17 protein-coding genes are annotated in these 15,470 nt (G+C 62.9%); 6 read left to right on the plus strand and 11 right to left on the minus strand.

Annotation, left to right across the window (positions count from 1 at the left end):
- Nucleotides 1-69 precede the first annotated feature (69 nt).
- From LOKO_RS11050 to coxB, 3 genes are read right to left on the minus strand one after another with little or no spacing between them, the layout of a single operon-like run.
- Nucleotides 70-420 carry a hypothetical protein gene (locus LOKO_RS11050; RefSeq protein ID WP_066448978.1) on the minus strand — a complete coding sequence of 117 codons (351 nt, stop codon included), beginning with the start codon at nucleotides 418-420 and terminating at the stop codon, nucleotides 70-72.
- Nucleotides 417-2,948: a cytochrome c oxidase subunit I gene (gene ctaD, locus LOKO_RS11055; protein ID WP_066448980.1), complete on the minus strand. Its 2,532-nt coding sequence runs from the start codon at nucleotides 2,946-2,948 to the stop codon at nucleotides 417-419. The genes LOKO_RS11050 and ctaD overlap by 4 nt, the downstream gene beginning before the upstream one ends.
- Nucleotides 2,945-3,907, minus strand: coding sequence for a cytochrome c oxidase subunit II (coxB, locus tag LOKO_RS11060; RefSeq protein ID WP_066448983.1), 963 nt, complete (start codon nucleotides 3,905-3,907; stop codon nucleotides 2,945-2,947). Before coxB ends, ctaD begins: the two co-directional genes overlap by 4 nt.
- A gap of 336 nt (nucleotides 3,908-4,243) precedes the next feature.
- On the opposite strand from coxB, the gene tnpC reads away from it, so the two are divergent.
- From tnpC to LOKO_RS20220, 3 genes are all read left to right on the plus strand, one after another.
- On the plus strand, nucleotides 4,244-5,749 hold the full coding sequence (tnpC, locus tag LOKO_RS11065) for an IS66 family transposase (protein ID WP_066452326.1): 1,506 nt from the start codon (nucleotides 4,244-4,246) through the stop codon (nucleotides 5,747-5,749).
- A gap of 59 nt (nucleotides 5,750-5,808) precedes the next feature.
- Nucleotides 5,809-6,003, plus strand: a complete 195-nt coding sequence (locus LOKO_RS11070; RefSeq protein WP_066448985.1) for a hypothetical protein — start codon at nucleotides 5,809-5,811, stop codon at nucleotides 6,001-6,003.
- Between the two features lie 174 nt (nucleotides 6,004-6,177).
- The gene (locus LOKO_RS20220) at nucleotides 6,178-8,088 is read left to right on the plus strand and encodes a methyl-accepting chemotaxis protein (protein ID WP_066448987.1); all 1,911 of its coding nucleotides are present in this window, start codon (nucleotides 6,178-6,180) and stop codon (nucleotides 8,086-8,088) included.
- Between the two features lie 57 nt (nucleotides 8,089-8,145).
- Here LOKO_RS20220 and LOKO_RS11080 read toward each other — a convergent pair whose 3' ends face one another.
- Nucleotides 8,146-8,973 (minus strand): Tim44 domain-containing protein, encoded by an 828-nt coding sequence (locus tag LOKO_RS11080; protein WP_066448996.1) that lies wholly within the window; start codon nucleotides 8,971-8,973, stop codon nucleotides 8,146-8,148.
- A gap of 108 nt (nucleotides 8,974-9,081) precedes the next feature.
- Here LOKO_RS11080 and LOKO_RS11085 point away from each other — a divergent pair, with 108 nt between their 5' ends.
- Nucleotides 9,082-9,657 carry an isochorismatase family protein gene (locus LOKO_RS11085; RefSeq protein WP_066448998.1) on the plus strand — a complete coding sequence of 192 codons (576 nt, stop codon included), beginning with the start codon at nucleotides 9,082-9,084 and terminating at the stop codon, nucleotides 9,655-9,657.
- 5 nt (nucleotides 9,658-9,662) lie between these two features.
- On the opposite strand, the gene yaaA is transcribed toward LOKO_RS11085, so the two are convergent.
- Both yaaA and LOKO_RS11095 read right to left on the minus strand, forming a co-directional pair.
- Nucleotides 9,663-10,454, minus strand: a complete 792-nt coding sequence (gene yaaA, locus LOKO_RS11090; RefSeq protein WP_066449001.1) for a peroxide stress protein YaaA — start codon at nucleotides 10,452-10,454, stop codon at nucleotides 9,663-9,665.
- A 169-nt stretch (nucleotides 10,455-10,623) separates the two neighbouring features.
- Nucleotides 10,624-11,655 (minus strand): NADP(H)-dependent aldo-keto reductase, encoded by a 1,032-nt coding sequence (locus LOKO_RS11095; protein ID WP_066449006.1) that lies wholly within the window; start codon nucleotides 11,653-11,655, stop codon nucleotides 10,624-10,626.
- Nucleotides 11,656-11,880: 225 nt separating this feature from the next.
- Between LOKO_RS11095 and LOKO_RS11100 the strand changes: the two genes are divergently transcribed.
- Complete coding sequence (locus LOKO_RS11100) at nucleotides 11,881-12,399, plus strand: tetratricopeptide repeat protein (RefSeq protein ID WP_066449008.1); 519 nt, start codon at nucleotides 11,881-11,883, stop codon at nucleotides 12,397-12,399.
- Nucleotides 12,400-12,422: 23 nt separating this feature from the next.
- Complete coding sequence (locus LOKO_RS11105) at nucleotides 12,423-12,962, plus strand: 3'-5' exonuclease (RefSeq protein WP_066449010.1); 540 nt, start codon at nucleotides 12,423-12,425, stop codon at nucleotides 12,960-12,962.
- An 82-nt stretch (nucleotides 12,963-13,044) separates the two neighbouring features.
- On the opposite strand, the gene LOKO_RS11110 is transcribed toward LOKO_RS11105, so the two are convergent.
- The 5 genes from LOKO_RS11110 to LOKO_RS11130 all read right to left on the minus strand — a co-directional run bounded on the left by LOKO_RS11110 (nucleotide 13,045) and on the right by LOKO_RS11130 (nucleotide 15,444).
- Entirely contained in the window at nucleotides 13,045-13,596 is a 552-nt protein-coding gene (locus LOKO_RS11110) for an LOG family protein (RefSeq protein WP_066449012.1), read from the minus strand.
- 57 nt (nucleotides 13,597-13,653) lie between these two features.
- Complete coding sequence (locus LOKO_RS11115; protein WP_066449014.1) at nucleotides 13,654-14,175, minus strand: DUF501 domain-containing protein; 522 nt, start codon at nucleotides 14,173-14,175, stop codon at nucleotides 13,654-13,656.
- A complete protein-coding gene (locus tag LOKO_RS11120; protein WP_066452327.1) occupies nucleotides 14,144-14,476 on the minus strand; it encodes a hypothetical protein in 333 nt (110 codons plus the stop codon). Before LOKO_RS11120 ends, LOKO_RS11115 begins: the two co-directional genes overlap by 32 nt.
- A gap of 87 nt (nucleotides 14,477-14,563) precedes the next feature.
- Nucleotides 14,564-15,034: a Cys-tRNA(Pro) deacylase gene (ybaK, locus tag LOKO_RS11125; RefSeq protein ID WP_066449017.1), complete on the minus strand. Its 471-nt coding sequence runs from the start codon at nucleotides 15,032-15,034 to the stop codon at nucleotides 14,564-14,566.
- Nucleotides 15,031-15,444 carry an acyl-CoA thioesterase gene (locus LOKO_RS11130; protein ID WP_066449019.1) on the minus strand — a complete coding sequence of 138 codons (414 nt, stop codon included), beginning with the start codon at nucleotides 15,442-15,444 and terminating at the stop codon, nucleotides 15,031-15,033. Before LOKO_RS11130 ends, ybaK begins: the two co-directional genes overlap by 4 nt.
- Between the last annotated feature and the right edge of the window lie 26 nt (nucleotides 15,445-15,470).

The following is a 15,470-nucleotide window of genomic DNA, read 5'->3' on the forward strand; positions in this document are numbered from 1 at the left end:
CAAGTGCATTGCCGCGACCTGGCGCGAGTATAGCAGGCTCGCCACGGCGGCTGTATCGTCGAGCCGAGCCTACAGGCAAGGCGGCAGGAACACGATGGGATAGCCGACGAACAGGGTGCCGCCTGCCGTGAACAGGAAGACACCGGCCGACACATAGGCGAAGTAGCACTCGCGACTCAACTCGGCCTTGCGAGCAGCAGCGACACTGGCCCAGGCCAGCCACAGCAGTAGCGCCGTGGTGACCAGAGTGGCCACCCCGACGCTGATGTTGATGCCGGTTAACATGTCGCGCGCAGGCTCGGGCGGCGCAACCGAGCAGGCCACCGAAAGCCCGGCGTAGATCCCCACGAACCAGATACTCCAGATGGTCAAGCCGCTGACCATGTGGATCGGATGGGTCAGGCTCAACAGACGTCTCATGACGCTCTCCCCAGCACGGTCGGCAGCACCCAAATGGCCACGAACAGGACCCAGTAGACGACCAGGTGGTAATACCAGAAGCGTATGACGACTACCGGCTCTATCGGCACCTTGGCGCTGACGAAGCCATAGCCGACCCGCAGCCCCTGCAGCAGGCAGAGAATTGCCCCCAGCAACGCATGGATCAGCACATAGAGCAGCGCCACCAGCAAAGTGGCATCGTGGGCGGTTTCGGTGGGTGCCAGCTGAGCCTGCCAGATCACGACCATCAGCAGCACCGATTGCAAAGCGCCGAGCCCGCCCGCGAGATACATGCCTCCGCCGAGCCCGGCGTCGATGCCCCGCCGCAAGCGGCGCACCAGCTTGGCCAGCCAGAACGTCCCCAGGGTCAGCGCAATGCCCCCCGCCACCAGCATGGGCAGGGAGAGCGGCGAGGTTTCAGGCATCTGCCACTCCGGTGCCACGGTCCACAGGTAGAACCAGCCGAACAGCAGCGACAGAAAGAGCGAGCCATTGGCCAAGTGGGAGACCGACATGCACCATACGCCAGGCCCGTTCATGGTGTGGTAATGCAACGGTGGGTCGCTGGGCGCCATCGACGCCTCGGGCGCCTTGCCGGGGTGTGCCCCGTTTTCCCATGACCAGCGCAGCAGCAGCACGACAGCTACCAGGGTTGCGATGGCCCCTATCCAGTAGATCCGGGTCAACAGGCTGATACAGACGACGGCGATGGCCAGCGCCGCGAACAACGGCCACCAGGAATTGCTTGGCAGGTGGATGGTCTCACGCAGCTTGCCGGTCAGGGCATCGCTGCCCCAAGTCTCGCGTCGACCGTGCTGGATGTTGGCCAGGCCATGCTGCCCCTCGTAGATGGTGCGTGAAAGCTCGGGATTCTCCCACAGCGGGTGGCGCGTCTCGACCTTCGGCAGGCTGACGAAGTTGTAGGCCGTGGGCGGCTTGGGCATGGCCCACTCCAGGGTATCGGCGCCCCAAGGATTCTGAGGCGCCTTCTTGCCGAAGCGAAAGTGGAGCGCAATATCGAGGATCAGGAGTGCCACGCCGATGGACATCATGAACCCGCCGATGGAAGAGATCAGGTTGTAGAGGTCCCAGCCCATGGCCGTATCGTAGGTGAAGACTCGCCGACGCATGCCCAGCAGTCCGGTCCAGTGCATGACCAGGAAGGTGACATTGAAACCGAGGAAGATCAGCCAGAAGCTCCACTTGCCCAGCCGCTCCGAAGGCATGCGCCCCGACACCTGGGGCAGCCAGTAGTAGAGGCCGGCCATCAGCGGAAAGAGCATGCCGCCCACCAGCACGTAGTGCATATGGGCAACCACAAAGTGGGTGTCATGCACCTGCCAGTTGAATGGCACCAGGGCCAGCATGACGCCGGTCAGCCCGCCCAGCACGAAGATCACCAGGAAGCCGACGATCCACAGCATCGGCAGTGACATTTTCGGTCTGCCCAGCCACAGGGTCGAGAGCCAGACGAATATCTGGATGCCGGTGGGAATCGCCACCAGCATGCTTGCCGCCGAGAAGAAGGCCAGTGCCAGCTGCGGTATGCCCAGGGTGAACATGTGATGCACCCAGAGCCCGAAGCTGACGAAGCCCATGATGATGATCGCCGCCACCACCCAGCCGTAGCCGACAATGGGCCGCCCGGCGAAAACCGGAATAAGAGTCGAGACGATGCCCGCCCCTGGGAGGAAGATGATGTAGACCTCCGGGTGACCAAAAAGCCAGAACAGGTGCGCCCACAGCACCGGGTCACCGCCGCCGGCCACCTCGAAGAAGGGCATTCCCACGGCACGTTCCAGCTCCAGCAGGATGCTGCCGAGAATCAGCGGTGGAAAACCGACCACTATCATCAGCGCCATCGCCAGGATGTACCAGGCGAACAGCGGCATCTTGTGCAGCGCCATGCCTTGGGTCCGCGTGCGCAGAATCGACACCACCAGCTCGACGCCTGCGGAGAGCGCCGATATCTCGACGAAGGTAATCCCCAGCAGCCAGAAATCGGAGCCGGGACCGGGCGAAAAGTCCCCGCTGCTAAGGGGGGTATACATGAACCAGCCGCTGGCGGGCGCCATCTCCAGGATAAGGCTGGAGAACAGGATGATGCCGCCGAACAGATAACAGTAATAACCGAAGGCGGTGAGTCGCGGGCAGACCAGATCCCGTGCCCCGATCATCTTGGGAATCATGTAGATCGCCAACCCCTCGAGTATGGGAATGGCGAACAGGAACATCATCACCGTGCCGTGCATGGTGAAGACCTGATTGTAGATCTCCGGCGACATGAAGTCGTTGTCAGGAAAAGCCAGCTGGGTGCGAATCAGCATCGCCAGCAGGCCCCCGATCAGAAAGAAGATCGCCCCGGTGACCATGAAGCGCAGGCCGACGGTGGTATGGTTCACCACGGTCAGTGCGCGCAGCCCCTTGGGATTGCCCCAAACCTCATCCATTCCCTGTTGCAGCCGCCGGACTTCGGGGGACAGCGTCGCATCCTTGATATCACTCATGGTTCCATCGTCTCCAGCCAGGCTCCGATATCCTGCAGTGTCTCGGTGTCGATATGGTTATGAGGCGGCATCCTGTTGCCGGGTTTGAGCGTCTGGTGGTGCTCCAGCCAATAGGCGATAGCCCCCTCCTGCATGGGCAACACACCCGCGCCCAGCGTAGGCCGAGAGCCGATGTCCGTCAGATCCGGTCCGACCATGGCATGGGGCAAGTCGTCGTCAACGAGCTCCTGAGGGAAACCCTCCACCGTGTGGCAGGCTGCGCAGTGCTCGCCGAAGGCTTCTCGCGCCTCGTCGAACCCCTCTTGCGGCTCTCGCGGGGCACGGCGCTCGGAGAGCCAGGCATCGTAATCCTCGCGCTCCATCGCCTCGACGTGGAGCAGCATCCCCGTGTGCTGGGTACCACAGAATTCCGCGCACTGGGCGCCGAAGACGCTGGGCTCATCGGCTTCGAGGCGGATGGTGGTATAGCGCCCCGGCACCATGTCCCGCTTGCCACCGAGCCGCGGTATCCAGAAGGCATGGATCACGTCGGCACTCACAAGTCGAAAGTCGACTGGCTCGCCGGCCGGCATCACAAGCCGGTTGGCGGTAACCACATCAGGCTCGCCGTTCTCGCCGGGATAGCGAATTTCCCACCACCATTGGTGCCCGACCACCTCGATGCGTTCGGCTTCTCCCTCGGGGAGGGGCAGCGGTATCATTCCGCGACCGGTAGGAGCCGCGAATACCAGCAGGGCAACAATGCTGACAAGCGGCAGCAGGATGCCGCCGCCAATCACCCAGCGCAGCATGATGCGCTGCTCCTCCCGCGGTGTTCGCTGCACCGGCTCGCGTCGCCGGAAGGTATAGAGCCATAGCACGAAGAGAACCAGCGCAACGACCACGCTGACACCGAGCATGGCCCACCATACCCAGAACTGGGCACTGGCCGCCGGGCCGGCCGGGTCGAGGATCGACATCTCACCAACACAGCCTGTCAGCAGTCCCAGCAGCGCCAGGATCCCGACGGGGCGTTGCCATGAGCGGTTGACCCGATGCCTTACAGGGCGTTGAATGCCAAAAAGGGCAACGAAACCATCGCAAAGGACGCGACTATGGCTGAACAAACAAGACGCTCGATCAAGAGCCGAGCCGCCATCGCCGGACATCCCCTGCACCCGGTCATGATCCACTTCCAGCCGCAGCGTGGGCAGCCCTTCACCCAGGGTATGCCGCGCATCCCGCGCGCCCTCGGCACCCCGCACCAGCGCCAGAATGCGCTCTGTGCCTTCGGCGAGCCGGCTGCGCTAACGCTGATGTCGCAGGTTGAACAGCAAGACCAGGCGCTGCAGGAGCGAGGGCAGGCGCTGGAGCAGAGCCAGAAAACCCTGCGTCACACCGAGCAGGTCAACCAGAAGCTGACCTATGAACTGGCGGTGCTCAAACGCCACGCCTTCGGCAAGCGCAGCGAGCAGCTCAACCTCCTGCAGATCAGCCTGCTGGAAGAGGGGGTGGAGGCGGACATTGCGGCGATCGAAACCGAGCTGGAAGATCTGATCACGCTCGACGCGCCACCGGCCACCAAGAAGACGCCCAAGCGCGCGCCCTTGCCCCCTGAGCTGCCGCGCACCGAGATCCGCCATGACCCGGAGAGCGAACACTGCACGTGCGGTTGCCAGCTTCGGCGCATCGGCGAGGAGATCAGCGAGAAGCTCGACTACACGCCGGGCGTGTTCCACGTTGAGCGCCATATCCGCGGCAAGTGGGTCTGCGACCAGTGCGAGACGCTGACCCAGGCGCCGATGCCGGCGCAGATCATCGACAAAGGCATTGCTACCGCGGGCCTGCTGGCTCAGGTGTTAATCGCCAAGTATGCCGATCCCCTGCCGCTCTATCGCCAGGAGCAGATCTTTGCCCGTGCCGGCGTGCCGATGCCGCGTTCCACCCTGGCGGAGTGGGTCGGCATCTGCGGCGTGCGGCTCCAGCCGCTGGTCGATGCGCTGCGTGATCTGTTGCTGGCTGAGCCGGTACTGCATGCCGACGAGACCCCGGTGCCGATGTTGGCGCCGGGCAAGAAGAAGACCCACCGCGCCTACCTCTGGGCCTATGCCACCACGCCCTACGCCGGGTTGAAGGCGGTGGTCTACGACTTCACCGACGGGCGCGGCGGTCAGCATGCCCGCGACTTCCTGGGGACGTGGCAAGGCAAGCTCGTCTGCGACGACTACAGCGGCTACAAGCAGAGCTTCGCCAAGGGCGTCACCGAGATCGGCTGCATGGCCCACGCCAGACGCAAGTTCGTCGACCTGCACGTGGCCGACAAGAGCCAGATCGCCGGGCAAGCCATCGACCTGATCGGCCAGCTTTACCAGATAGAGCGCGAGGCCCAGTCGCTGACCGAAGAAGAACGCCAGCAGTTACGCGACACCCGGGCGAGGCCGATTGCCGACGCCCTCCATCGCTGGATGCTGGCTCAGCGCGAGAAAGTGCCAAATGGCACGGCAACGGCGAAAGCGCTGGACTACAGCCTGAAACGTTGGACGGCGCTGACGCGCTACCTCGATGATGGCCGGCTGCCCATTGACAATAATCGCGTCGAGAACCTGATTCGCCCTTGGGCACTTGGACGCTCCAACTGGCTATTCGCCGGGTCGCTGCGCAGTGGCCAGCGTGCTGCCGCGATCATGAGCCTGATTCAGTGCGCCAAGCTGAACGGCCATGATCCCTACGCCTACCTCCGAGACGTGCTGGAACGGCTGCCGACCCACAAGGCCAGCCAGATCCACGAACTCCTGCCCCATAACTGGCAGCACACCGCCTGATTATCAACAAGCGGTGATGCCCGTTCGCTTACCATTAATGTTTATGGAAAGGAGACAACATGAGCAAAATGATGATGCGTAAGCTTGCGATGCTGCTGCTTGTCGGAATAACGGCCGGAGGCCTGGTGGGTTGCGAGAATGATGCGGGCCCTGCCGAGGAGACAGGCAAGAATATCGACGATGCCATGGAAGAGGCGGGGGAGAGCATCAAGGAGATGGGCGATAGCATCCAGGAAGAGGCCGAAGGTGATTGAGGCCAAGCGCAAGAGTCGTGACGAGGCGCTGCTCCTCACCCTCGCATAGCTGCAAAGTGAAATGAGGTAGCACGGAGCCTACATTTTCGTCCCGAGCGGCCGATGTACTGTCCTTGACCATATGGTCAATTTCGGACAGACCCATTCCCTGAATGGGCTCGGGAGTAAAATAGAATGAAAAACCTGACGATTTCCCAGAAGCTGATGTTGTGTATCAGCCTCACGATGATAGTGATCGTCGGCGGGGCGACCGCCGTACAGTATCGCCTGTTCAGTGGGCTGGTGACGGAGCGTGTCACAACGGCAGAGCTGCCGGCCACCTTGGAAAGCATTCGCAATGACATCAATGCAACCCTCACGGAGCCGATCACCCTGTCGCGCAGTATGGCGACCAACCCTTACCTGCATGGCTGGCTCGATGAGGGTGAACCCGACGAAGGAACTGAGCGAGCCGTAGCCTATTTTCAGGATATTCAGCACCGCACCGGTGCCAGCATCGTCTTCTACGTGTCGGCTCTCAGTGGAAACTACTACACCTCGGAGGGTCTCGAGCGGACGCTCAGTCGAGAGCAGGACACGTGGTTCTATAGCCTTGTGGGAGACACCGAGGGAGACAGCTACCGGCTGAATATCGATTTCGAAGGCGACGAACTTCAAGTCTTTATCAATTACGTCATTGAGCGGGAGGGTGAGCGAGTCGGCATCGCTGGGGTCGGCTATACCCTGGCGGGAATGGCCGAGACGATCCGCAGCTATCGGCTCGGCGAGAGTGGCCTGGTATTCCTGACCAGCCGCGAGGGCATTATCAACCTTCATCCCGATGGCGCATCGATGGTCGGGGAGTCCGTCTTGTCGCTCCCCGGCTGGGACGGCGTGGCCGCTGAGCTGCTTGCCGGCACGGGTTATCGTTCGGGTATGGCTCAGGACACCAACGGTTCGGATCAACTGGTAGCCGCCATTGATGTACCGGGCACCGATTGGATCGCTTTTGCCCAGATTCCTGCAAATGAACTCTTTGCGGATCTCAACAGGGCTGTGGGAATGGTGATAGTGGCCGTCGCTGCAATTCTGCTCGCCAGCCTCGTGGTGATAGGCGTATTGCTGCGCACTCTATTTCGCCCCTTCCGGCGAACCGCGGATGCCATGCGAGAAATTGCCGAGGGGGAGGGGGACCTGACGCAGCGGCTACATGTTCGGGGCAGGGACGAAAGCACCGAACTGGCAACGCAGTTCAACGCCTTCGCGGACAGGGTCCATGACGTGCTCTTTCACGTACGGGGCAGTAGTGAAGCGGTTCGTGTTGCGGCCATGGAGATCGCAAGTGGCGGGCGCGACATGTCACAGCGCACCGATAATGCGGCTGCCAGCCTTCAGCAGACTTCGGCCTCCATGGAGGAGATCACCAGTACGGTAGAAAACACCACGGCCTCCTCGCGGGAAGCCAGCAGCTTGTCGCAGTCTGCCGCACAGCTTGCTCAGCGTACCGGAGACACCGTGGGCCAGGTGGTGACCACCATGGGTGAGATCCAGAGCTCTTCCCAACAGATTGGCGATATCGTCAAGGTCATCGACAGCATCGCTTTCCAGACCAACCTGCTGGCTTTGAATGCCTCTGTCGAAGCGGCGCGAGCCGGCGAGAATGGACGCGGATTTGCCGTGGTTGCCGGTGAGGTGAGACAGCTGGCGACGCGCAGTGCGGAGGCCTCGCGGGACATTCGCCAACTGATTGAAGCCTCTGGCGAGAAGGTGGAGGGCGGTACCAGGCTGGTGCGTGAAGCCGGCGATGCCATGCAGCAGCTGGTCGATGGGGTGAATCGTGTGGCGACAATGCTGGGTGAGATCAGCCATGCGGCGAGCGAGCAGAGCGATGGCATCGGCCAGATCAATGTGGCTGTGTCCGAGCTTGACCGCATGACGCAGCAGAATGCGGCCCTGGCGGAAGAGTCGACCTCAGCTGCCGACCAGTTGAGAGGGCAGGCTGATCGGCTTGCAGAAGTGGTGGCAAGCTTCAAGCTGCGTGACGAGGCGATAAACCATGCCGGCTACCTGCAGCACAATCGAGCCGCGGCCACGACGAACGAGTAGGCGTGACGCCCGCCGCCCGTCACACGAGTGACGGGCGGTTCCTGACGCTGGCTGGGGTCACGCCTGGCCAGCGTCGTTCTGTTCGATGCCCTGAAGGTACCAGGGCTCACCCTCACGCAGCTCCCGGGTGAGATGCCAGGTCTCGTTGAACCCGACCTGCTCGTCGTTTTCTTCGAGCACGCCATGGAATATCACGGTGGCTTCGGCCTGCTGGCCAAGCTCACGGATGTCGCCGAGCTCGGCGAAGAGGCGCGCGATTTCCGTCCGATTGTTGGCCGGGTGCTTGCGCCGCTCCTCACGCAGCAGGTTGTAGAGCTCGGGGGTGACGTATTCCTGAATGCCGGCGAAGTCATTGTTGTCCCAGGCGCGCTGGAGCGTCATGAAGTGTTCCTTGGCGCCGCTAAGGAACTGTTCCTTGTCGAACCAGGCTGGCAGGCTGCCGAAGTCGGAGCCTCCCAGGGTGGTGTCGGGAGCCGGCTGGAAAGCCTGGGTCGGTGCTTCCGACGTCCGATAGGTTGCCGGTGATGCGCCCGCGGTGACGGTGCGGCGGCGCGCCAGCAGACGGAATAACAGGAAGCCGAGTCCTGCGATCAGCAGCATATCCATCAGGCGCAGTTCATCGAAGGCGCCACCGAAGAACAGGGCCGCGAGCAGGCCGCCTGCCAGCAGGCCACCCATCATGGCGGGCATGCGAGAGCCGGCGGCCTGACCCGGTTGAGCCTGGCGGGTAGGCGCTGCCTGATTGGGGGCGGCAGCGGGTCGGTCGGCCGAACGGGAAAAATTGCCGACATTGCCTCCACCGCCCATGCGGCGAGCTTCGGCGTAGTCTGCGGCCAGGGTGAATCCCAGGATACCGACCACTAGCATGACAAGAAGGTGACGCATCGAACTGGCCTCGCTGGATGGGAACTGAAAGAAAGGGTTCAAGAAGCGCTATTCTAGCGGCTATGCTGAGGGAAGTGTGCGAGAAATAACGATGCAAGAGGAGCGTTCATGCGCCTGAAAAGTGAAGAGAGTCTGCTGTTGATCGTTGACCTTCAAGCGGGGCTGCTGCCGGTGGTCGCTGGCGGTGAGCAGGCGGTTGCCGAGGCGGCCTGGCTTGGTGGTGTGGCCGAGACATTGTCGATTCCGGTCTGGGTCACCGAGCAGTATCCGCAAGGGCTGGGGGGCAGCGAGCCCCGTCTGCTCGAGGCGCTACGGGAGCCCCGGCTGTGGCAGAAGGTGCATTTCAATGCCCACGCCGAGCCCGATTTTGCCGCTGCCCTGGCTGACAGCGGCAGGCGGCAAGTCGTTCTCTGTGGCTCCGAAGCGCACATCTGCGTCATGCAGACGGGGCTTGGCCTGCTGGAGGCGGGCTACGAGGTGTATTGGCTAAGTGAGGCCTCGGTCAGCCGGCGTGCGGCGGAGGCGCAGCTGGCACGGGAGCGAATGGTGCGCTGCGGGGCCGTGCCGGTCAGTGCCGACATGGTGGCCTATGAATGGCTGCACCGCTGCGACGATGAGCGCTTCAAGGACGTCCATCGTCGCTTTCTGAAGCCTCGCTCTGCCCGGCCACTGCGTTTCTTCTAGCGGTGTCAGCGAGCCGCCTGGCTTTGCGCCTCCCGACGCGTGAAGACGAGAGTATCGTCTTTCGACATGGCCGCATTGTAGCCATATCCCGCCATATCGAAGTCCTTGAGCCCCTCGGGATCATCAAGCCGCTGGCGGATCATCCAGGCCGCCATGAGGCCACGCGCCTTCTTGGCATAGAAGCTGATGATCTTGTAGTTGCCGTTCTTCTCGTCCTTGAACACCGGGGTGATGCCCCGGGCCTTGAGCTGCCGGGTATCGATCGCCTTGAAGTACTCGTTGGACGCCAGGTTGACGAGCACCGGCGTGCCGCTTTCTGCCACCGCCCGATCCAGTGCCGGGGTCAGGGTTTCCTGCCAGAAGGCATAGAGGTCCTTTCCAGCGTGGTTGGGCAGGCGGGTGCCCATTTCCAGGCGGTAGGGCTGGATCAGGTCCAGGGGACGCAGCAGGCCATAAAGCCCGGAGAGGATGCGCAGGTGCTGCTGGGCGAAGGCGTTGTCGTCATCGCTGAAGGTATCGGCCTCGAGGCCGACGTAGACATCGCCCTGGAAGGCCTGGGCGGCAGGCTTGGCGTTACTCGGCGTAAACGGCGTCTGCCACTCGGCGAAGCGTGCCGCATTGAGCCCGGCCAGCTTGTCGCTGATACCCATCAGCTCGCTGAGCCGCCGGGGCGAATAGTCGTGCAGAATCTCGATCAATTCACGGCTGCGGTCGAGGAAATCCGGCTGCGAGTACCGGGACGTGGTGGCCGGGGACTCGAAATCCAGCGTCTTGGCGGGTGAAATCACGCTCAGCATGGGGCACTCCTGTACCGGTAGGCTAGGTCTCGGAATGTACCGAGTATATCAAGGGCGAGGAGAGGGCGGGGCTATCGAGACGATAGCCTACCAATTGCACACGGGGCCTCTCGGCAGCGCCCCTGTGCGCCTGTCGTCTCAAGGGCGGCTTTCTTTCTCAAGGGCAGGTTCAGGGGCAGGGATTGGGCAGGCGCCGATGCACCTCGTCGATGGCATCCAGCACATTCTGCTCGAGCCTCAGGGACTCGCTCGCCAGGTTGTCCTCGAGCTGGTCCATGGTCGTGGCGCCGATGATGTTGCTGGTCAGGAAGCTGCGCGAATTGACGAAAGCCAGCGCCATTTGGGCGGGGTCCAGGCCATGTTCGCGGGCAATCTCCACATAGGCCCGAGTCGCTTCCTCGGCCTGGGGTGAGGTGTAGCGCTGGAAACGTTCGTAGAGGGTGAGCCGGGCCCTCGCCGGGCGCGCGCCATCGAGATACTTGCCGGAGAGCACGCCGAAGCCCAGCGGTGAGTAGGCCAGCAGGCCGACGTTCTCGCGATGAGCGATTTCGGCGAGGCCGACCTCGAAGGTGCGATTGAGCAGGTTGTAGGGGTTCTGGATCGAAGCGACCCGGGGCAGGTCGAGACGCTCGGCCAGGTTCAACGCCTGCATCACGCCCCAGGGGGTTTCGTTGGAGAGGCCGATGGCGCGTATCTTGCCCGCGTTCACCAGCTCTTTCAGTGTGCCCAGGGTCTCCTCCAGGGCAACGCCGTTTTCTTCCTCGTCATGCTCATAGCCCAGCTTGCCGAAGAAGTTGGTGCGCCTGTCGGGCCAGTGCAACTGGTAGAGGTCGACGTAGTCGGTCTGCAGTCGCGACAGGCTGGTATCGATGGCCTGAAGGATCTGTTTGCGGGTCAGCCGTGAGCCGCCCCTAAGGTGCGCCATTCCGGGACCGCTGACCTTGGTGGCAATGATGACGTCGTCACGGCTGTCGCGTCGCTTGAGCCAGCTACCGATATAGGCTTCGGTGCGCCCCTGGGTCTCGGCCTTGGGCGGTACCGGGTACATCTCGGCGGTATCGATGAAGTTGATACCGAAGGCGACGGCGCGGTCGAGCTGCTCATGGGCCTCGCTTTCGCTGTTCTGTTCGCCGTAGGTCATGGTGCCCAGGCACAGGCGGCTGACCTCGATGCCCGTGTTGCCTAGCTGTCGCGTCTGCATCACTGCTCCTGTCGCGGTTTCGTCCGGTATCGAGTGCCATGCTAGCCGAGGCCCAACAAGGCAGCAAATGGCAGGGGTTGAGTCGCCGGAGGGGCGGGCGTATGCTGGCCACCCTCAACGGCCCCGGCGGAGTCCGGGCGGCGAGCTTACGACAGGCCATGGTGAGGACCAGAGGATGGTCTGACTTGCCATGATACTGACACACGCACGCAAGGTTGTTTGCCCATGACGCAGGCATCGTCACTGTTCACCCGGCTCGAGTACCGTCTAGCGGAGCAGCTGTTTCATACCCGCTGGTTGCCGCGCTCTCCGCGTACCCAGCGCCTGACCATGCGCCTCTTCAAACGTTGCGCCGATGCCGGCCATCCCGGTGCGCTCTCGCTTTATGGACACGTGCTGTTCCATCGTGGCGTCAGCCCCCAGGACAAGGCGAAGGGCGCCCGCTACGTGCTGGAAGCCGCCCAGGCGGGAAACCTCAAGGCACAATATCAGGCGGCCCGTATTCATGAGCATGGTTGCCTGCAGTATCCCCGGCGCGAGGACAGAGCCGTGACCTGGTACGCGCGTGCCGGCGAGGCGGGGCACCCCCTGGCAGCGGCACGCCTGGCGAAGGCCTATCGCCATGGCGAACTCGGGTTGACGGCGGATGCGACTCACGCCGCCCACTGGCAGGCCCTGGCCGACCGTCAAGCACGGTTGGAAGGCGCCGAGCTGGACATCGACGGTGCTCAGACACGACACTAGACTGCCGGCCACCTTGGCGACTGATGACATCGCCCGGCCCATCATCGAGGAAGCGCCCATCCGTGACGCTGCCCACACTATTGGATATCGAGGCGTCCGGGTTCGGGCGCGGTAGTTACCCCATCGAGATCGGCCTGGCCAGGGCCGATGGCAGCGACTGCGCCTTTCTCGTTCAACCTCTCGACGACTGGACCCACTGGGACCCCAAGGCCGAGCTGCTGCACGGCATCTCGCGGGCACGCCTTCACCGTGAAGGATTGCCGGTCCAACAGGTGGCGCGGTGGCTGAATGATGAACTGGGCAGCATCGGTATCGCCTACAGCGACAGCTGGGGGTACGACAATACCTGGCTGTCGCTACTGTTCCATCATGCAGGGGTGCTGCCGGCATTCCGTCTGGAGGCGCTTCGTATCCTCCTCGACGAGCGCCAGCTCGCCCTGTGGCATGCCACACGAGAGGCGCTGATTCAGGAGCTGGGCATTCACCGCCACCGCGCAGGAGAGGATGCACGACTGCTGCAGCTCACCTACCTGCGAACACGGCAGCTGGCAGACGATAGCTGAAGCACGCCTCTTTGCGCTTCCGTGATCGAGCCAGCTTGTGATCGCTGCCGTCAGCGGCATGCAGGAGCGGTTTCGTGCGTGATCAGCCGTTGGCCAGGCGAGCCTCCAGGGCATCGAGCAGTGCGACGGGTTCTTCGGCGTCGATCAGGCAGGTGCGGGTTCGTGAATTGAGAAAGCCGTGCTCCACGGTGCTGTCCAGGAAGGCCAGCAGCGGGGAGTAGAAGTCCGCCGTGTCGAGGACGCCAATGGGCTTGTCATGCAGCCCCAGGTACTGCCAGGTCCAGGCCTCGAACAGCTCCTCAAGTGTGCCGATACCGCCGGGAAGCGCAATGAAGGCATCGGCATGGGCGGCCATGCTGGCCTTGCGCTCGTGCATGTTTTTGACGCGAATCAACTGAGTGAGTCCCTCGTGGGCCTGCTCCCGCTCCACCAGGTGGTCGGGCATCACCCCGATCACTTCACCCCCTTCGGCCAACATGCTGTTGGCCAGCTCCCCCATCAGGCCGATACGCGCACCGCCATAGACCAGGCCATGGCCGCGTGCGACCAGTTCACGTCCCAGTATCCGAGTGGCTTCCAGAAAGGCAGGATCCCGGCCATCGCGGGAGCCCAGGTATACGCAGAATCTCGACATGCTTTTCTCCTTGGCAAGGGGGGTTATCCTAGCAGCCAGGGCATACGAAAAGGAGTCTCAGGGGAGGCAGTCGGCAACGGCATATTCCCGGTCCATCCACTGGCCGATGACGTTGTCGCCGCAAAGGTGGTGTGCATACTGGGTATGCAGGCAGCGGACCTGGTCCCAGTTGGCGATGCCGCCGATGCCGCGTTCGCGAAGGACCGTTTCGTAGCCGAGCTGGATGACCCTTTCGCGCTGGGCCGGCACCATGTGATGCCAGCGTGATGCGACATAGTCCCGGTGGCTGGCGTGATAGGCTGCCAGGAAATCGCCGTCCTCCTGAAGCCGGGTTTCCAGCTCCTTGATCACGCCGCGGGCCTCGATGCGCGAGATCTCGATCTTCAGACGGTCGGAGCAGAGCCAGTAGAGGGTGGGGAAGGGCTTGCCCTCGACGATGGGCGCCATGCGCAGCACCAGGGGTGTGCCTTCGCCATCGGTGGCGGCAACGGCCTCTATGCCCCGGGGAGCGCGGCCCAGCTGGCGGGCAATGATGGCCAGTTGGCGTTCATCGGGTGTCTGATCGGTCTGGATCACCATCGATTGGGTCCCGTACGAACTTGTTGGAGCGGCCCACGGCGCGAAAGAAGGTTCGGTTGAGCTGCTCAGGGGAGGGAACATAGCCCTTCCAGCGTCGTTCGCAGTACTCATTGGCCCGTGCCATCAACACGTCGTAGAGGCGATTGAACGGCGCATCATAATCGTAGGGGTCTGCCCCGAACAAGCGGATGTGGGGGTAATCCGCGAAACGCTCCATGAAGTATCGCTCCAGATCCTCTTCCACCGCACGGTGCTGGTCGACGTTGTCGGGATCGAGCCAGAGGTTATAGCGGATGGCCATGATCAGCTCCAGGCAAAAATAGGTGGTCCCAACCAGGTGGGCCATGACTCTGTGACCACGAGGGTCGGGCTTTGGCTCAGGGTAATGTCAGTATCGTGCGAGCGGCGCCAGCTTTGCGCTCGTCAGGCGAACCAGATCGTAGGGCGCCAGGCGGATTTCCAGGCCGCGCCGGCCGCCACTGACATGGACCACGGTAAAGCTCACGGCACTCTCGTCCAGGAAGGTGAGCAGGCGCTTCTTCTGCCCCAGGGGGCTGATACCACCGAGTACATAGCCCGTTGCACGCTCCGCTTCGGTGGCATCTGCCATGCTTGCCCGCCGGGCGCCGGCGGACTTTGCCAGTGCCTTGAGATCCAGCTGAGCAGTGACTGGGACGATGCCTGTTACCAGGCGGCCATCGTCGAGCCGAGCCACCAGGGTCTTGAACACGCTGCGGGGCTCCAGCGACAGCGCACGGGCCGCTTCCTCGCCGTAGGCCGCCCCGCGAGGGTCATGTTCGTAGCTGAGCAGCTCGAAGGTGGCGCCGTGGCGCTCGAGCATCTTGATGGCTGGCGTCATGCCTTCGCTGGCTCCTCGACGGCGCGTAGGTGAGCCTCCAGCGCAGCGCGCAATTCGCCTTCGATCGGTACGGCCCGCTTCTCGCCATGGTCGAAGTGTACCAGCACGGTGTGCCCCAGGTTGGTGAGCACCCCCTTCTGCCACGCCTCCTGGGTCACGGTGAAGGAGCTGTTGCCCAGTCGCGAGAGATAGGTGCGCAGCTCGATGTCGCTGCCATAGTGCAGCTCGGCCCGGTAGTCGATCTCCATGCGCGCCATGATCAGCCGCCACTTGCGCGGGTCCAGGTCTGGTGTGAACAGTCGAAAAAGGTCGTTCCGGGCCATCTCGAACCAGGCCGGCAACCGGGTGTTGTTGATATGACCCAGGGCGTCGGTGTCGTAGAAGGCGGGCTCGATGGTGCGCACGAACATGGCAATGATCCTTGTGGGTCCTGACA

The sequence above is a fragment of the Halomonas chromatireducens genome, assembly GCF_001545155.1.
Classification (GTDB): Bacteria; Pseudomonadota; Gammaproteobacteria; order Pseudomonadales; family Halomonadaceae; genus Halomonas; species Halomonas chromatireducens.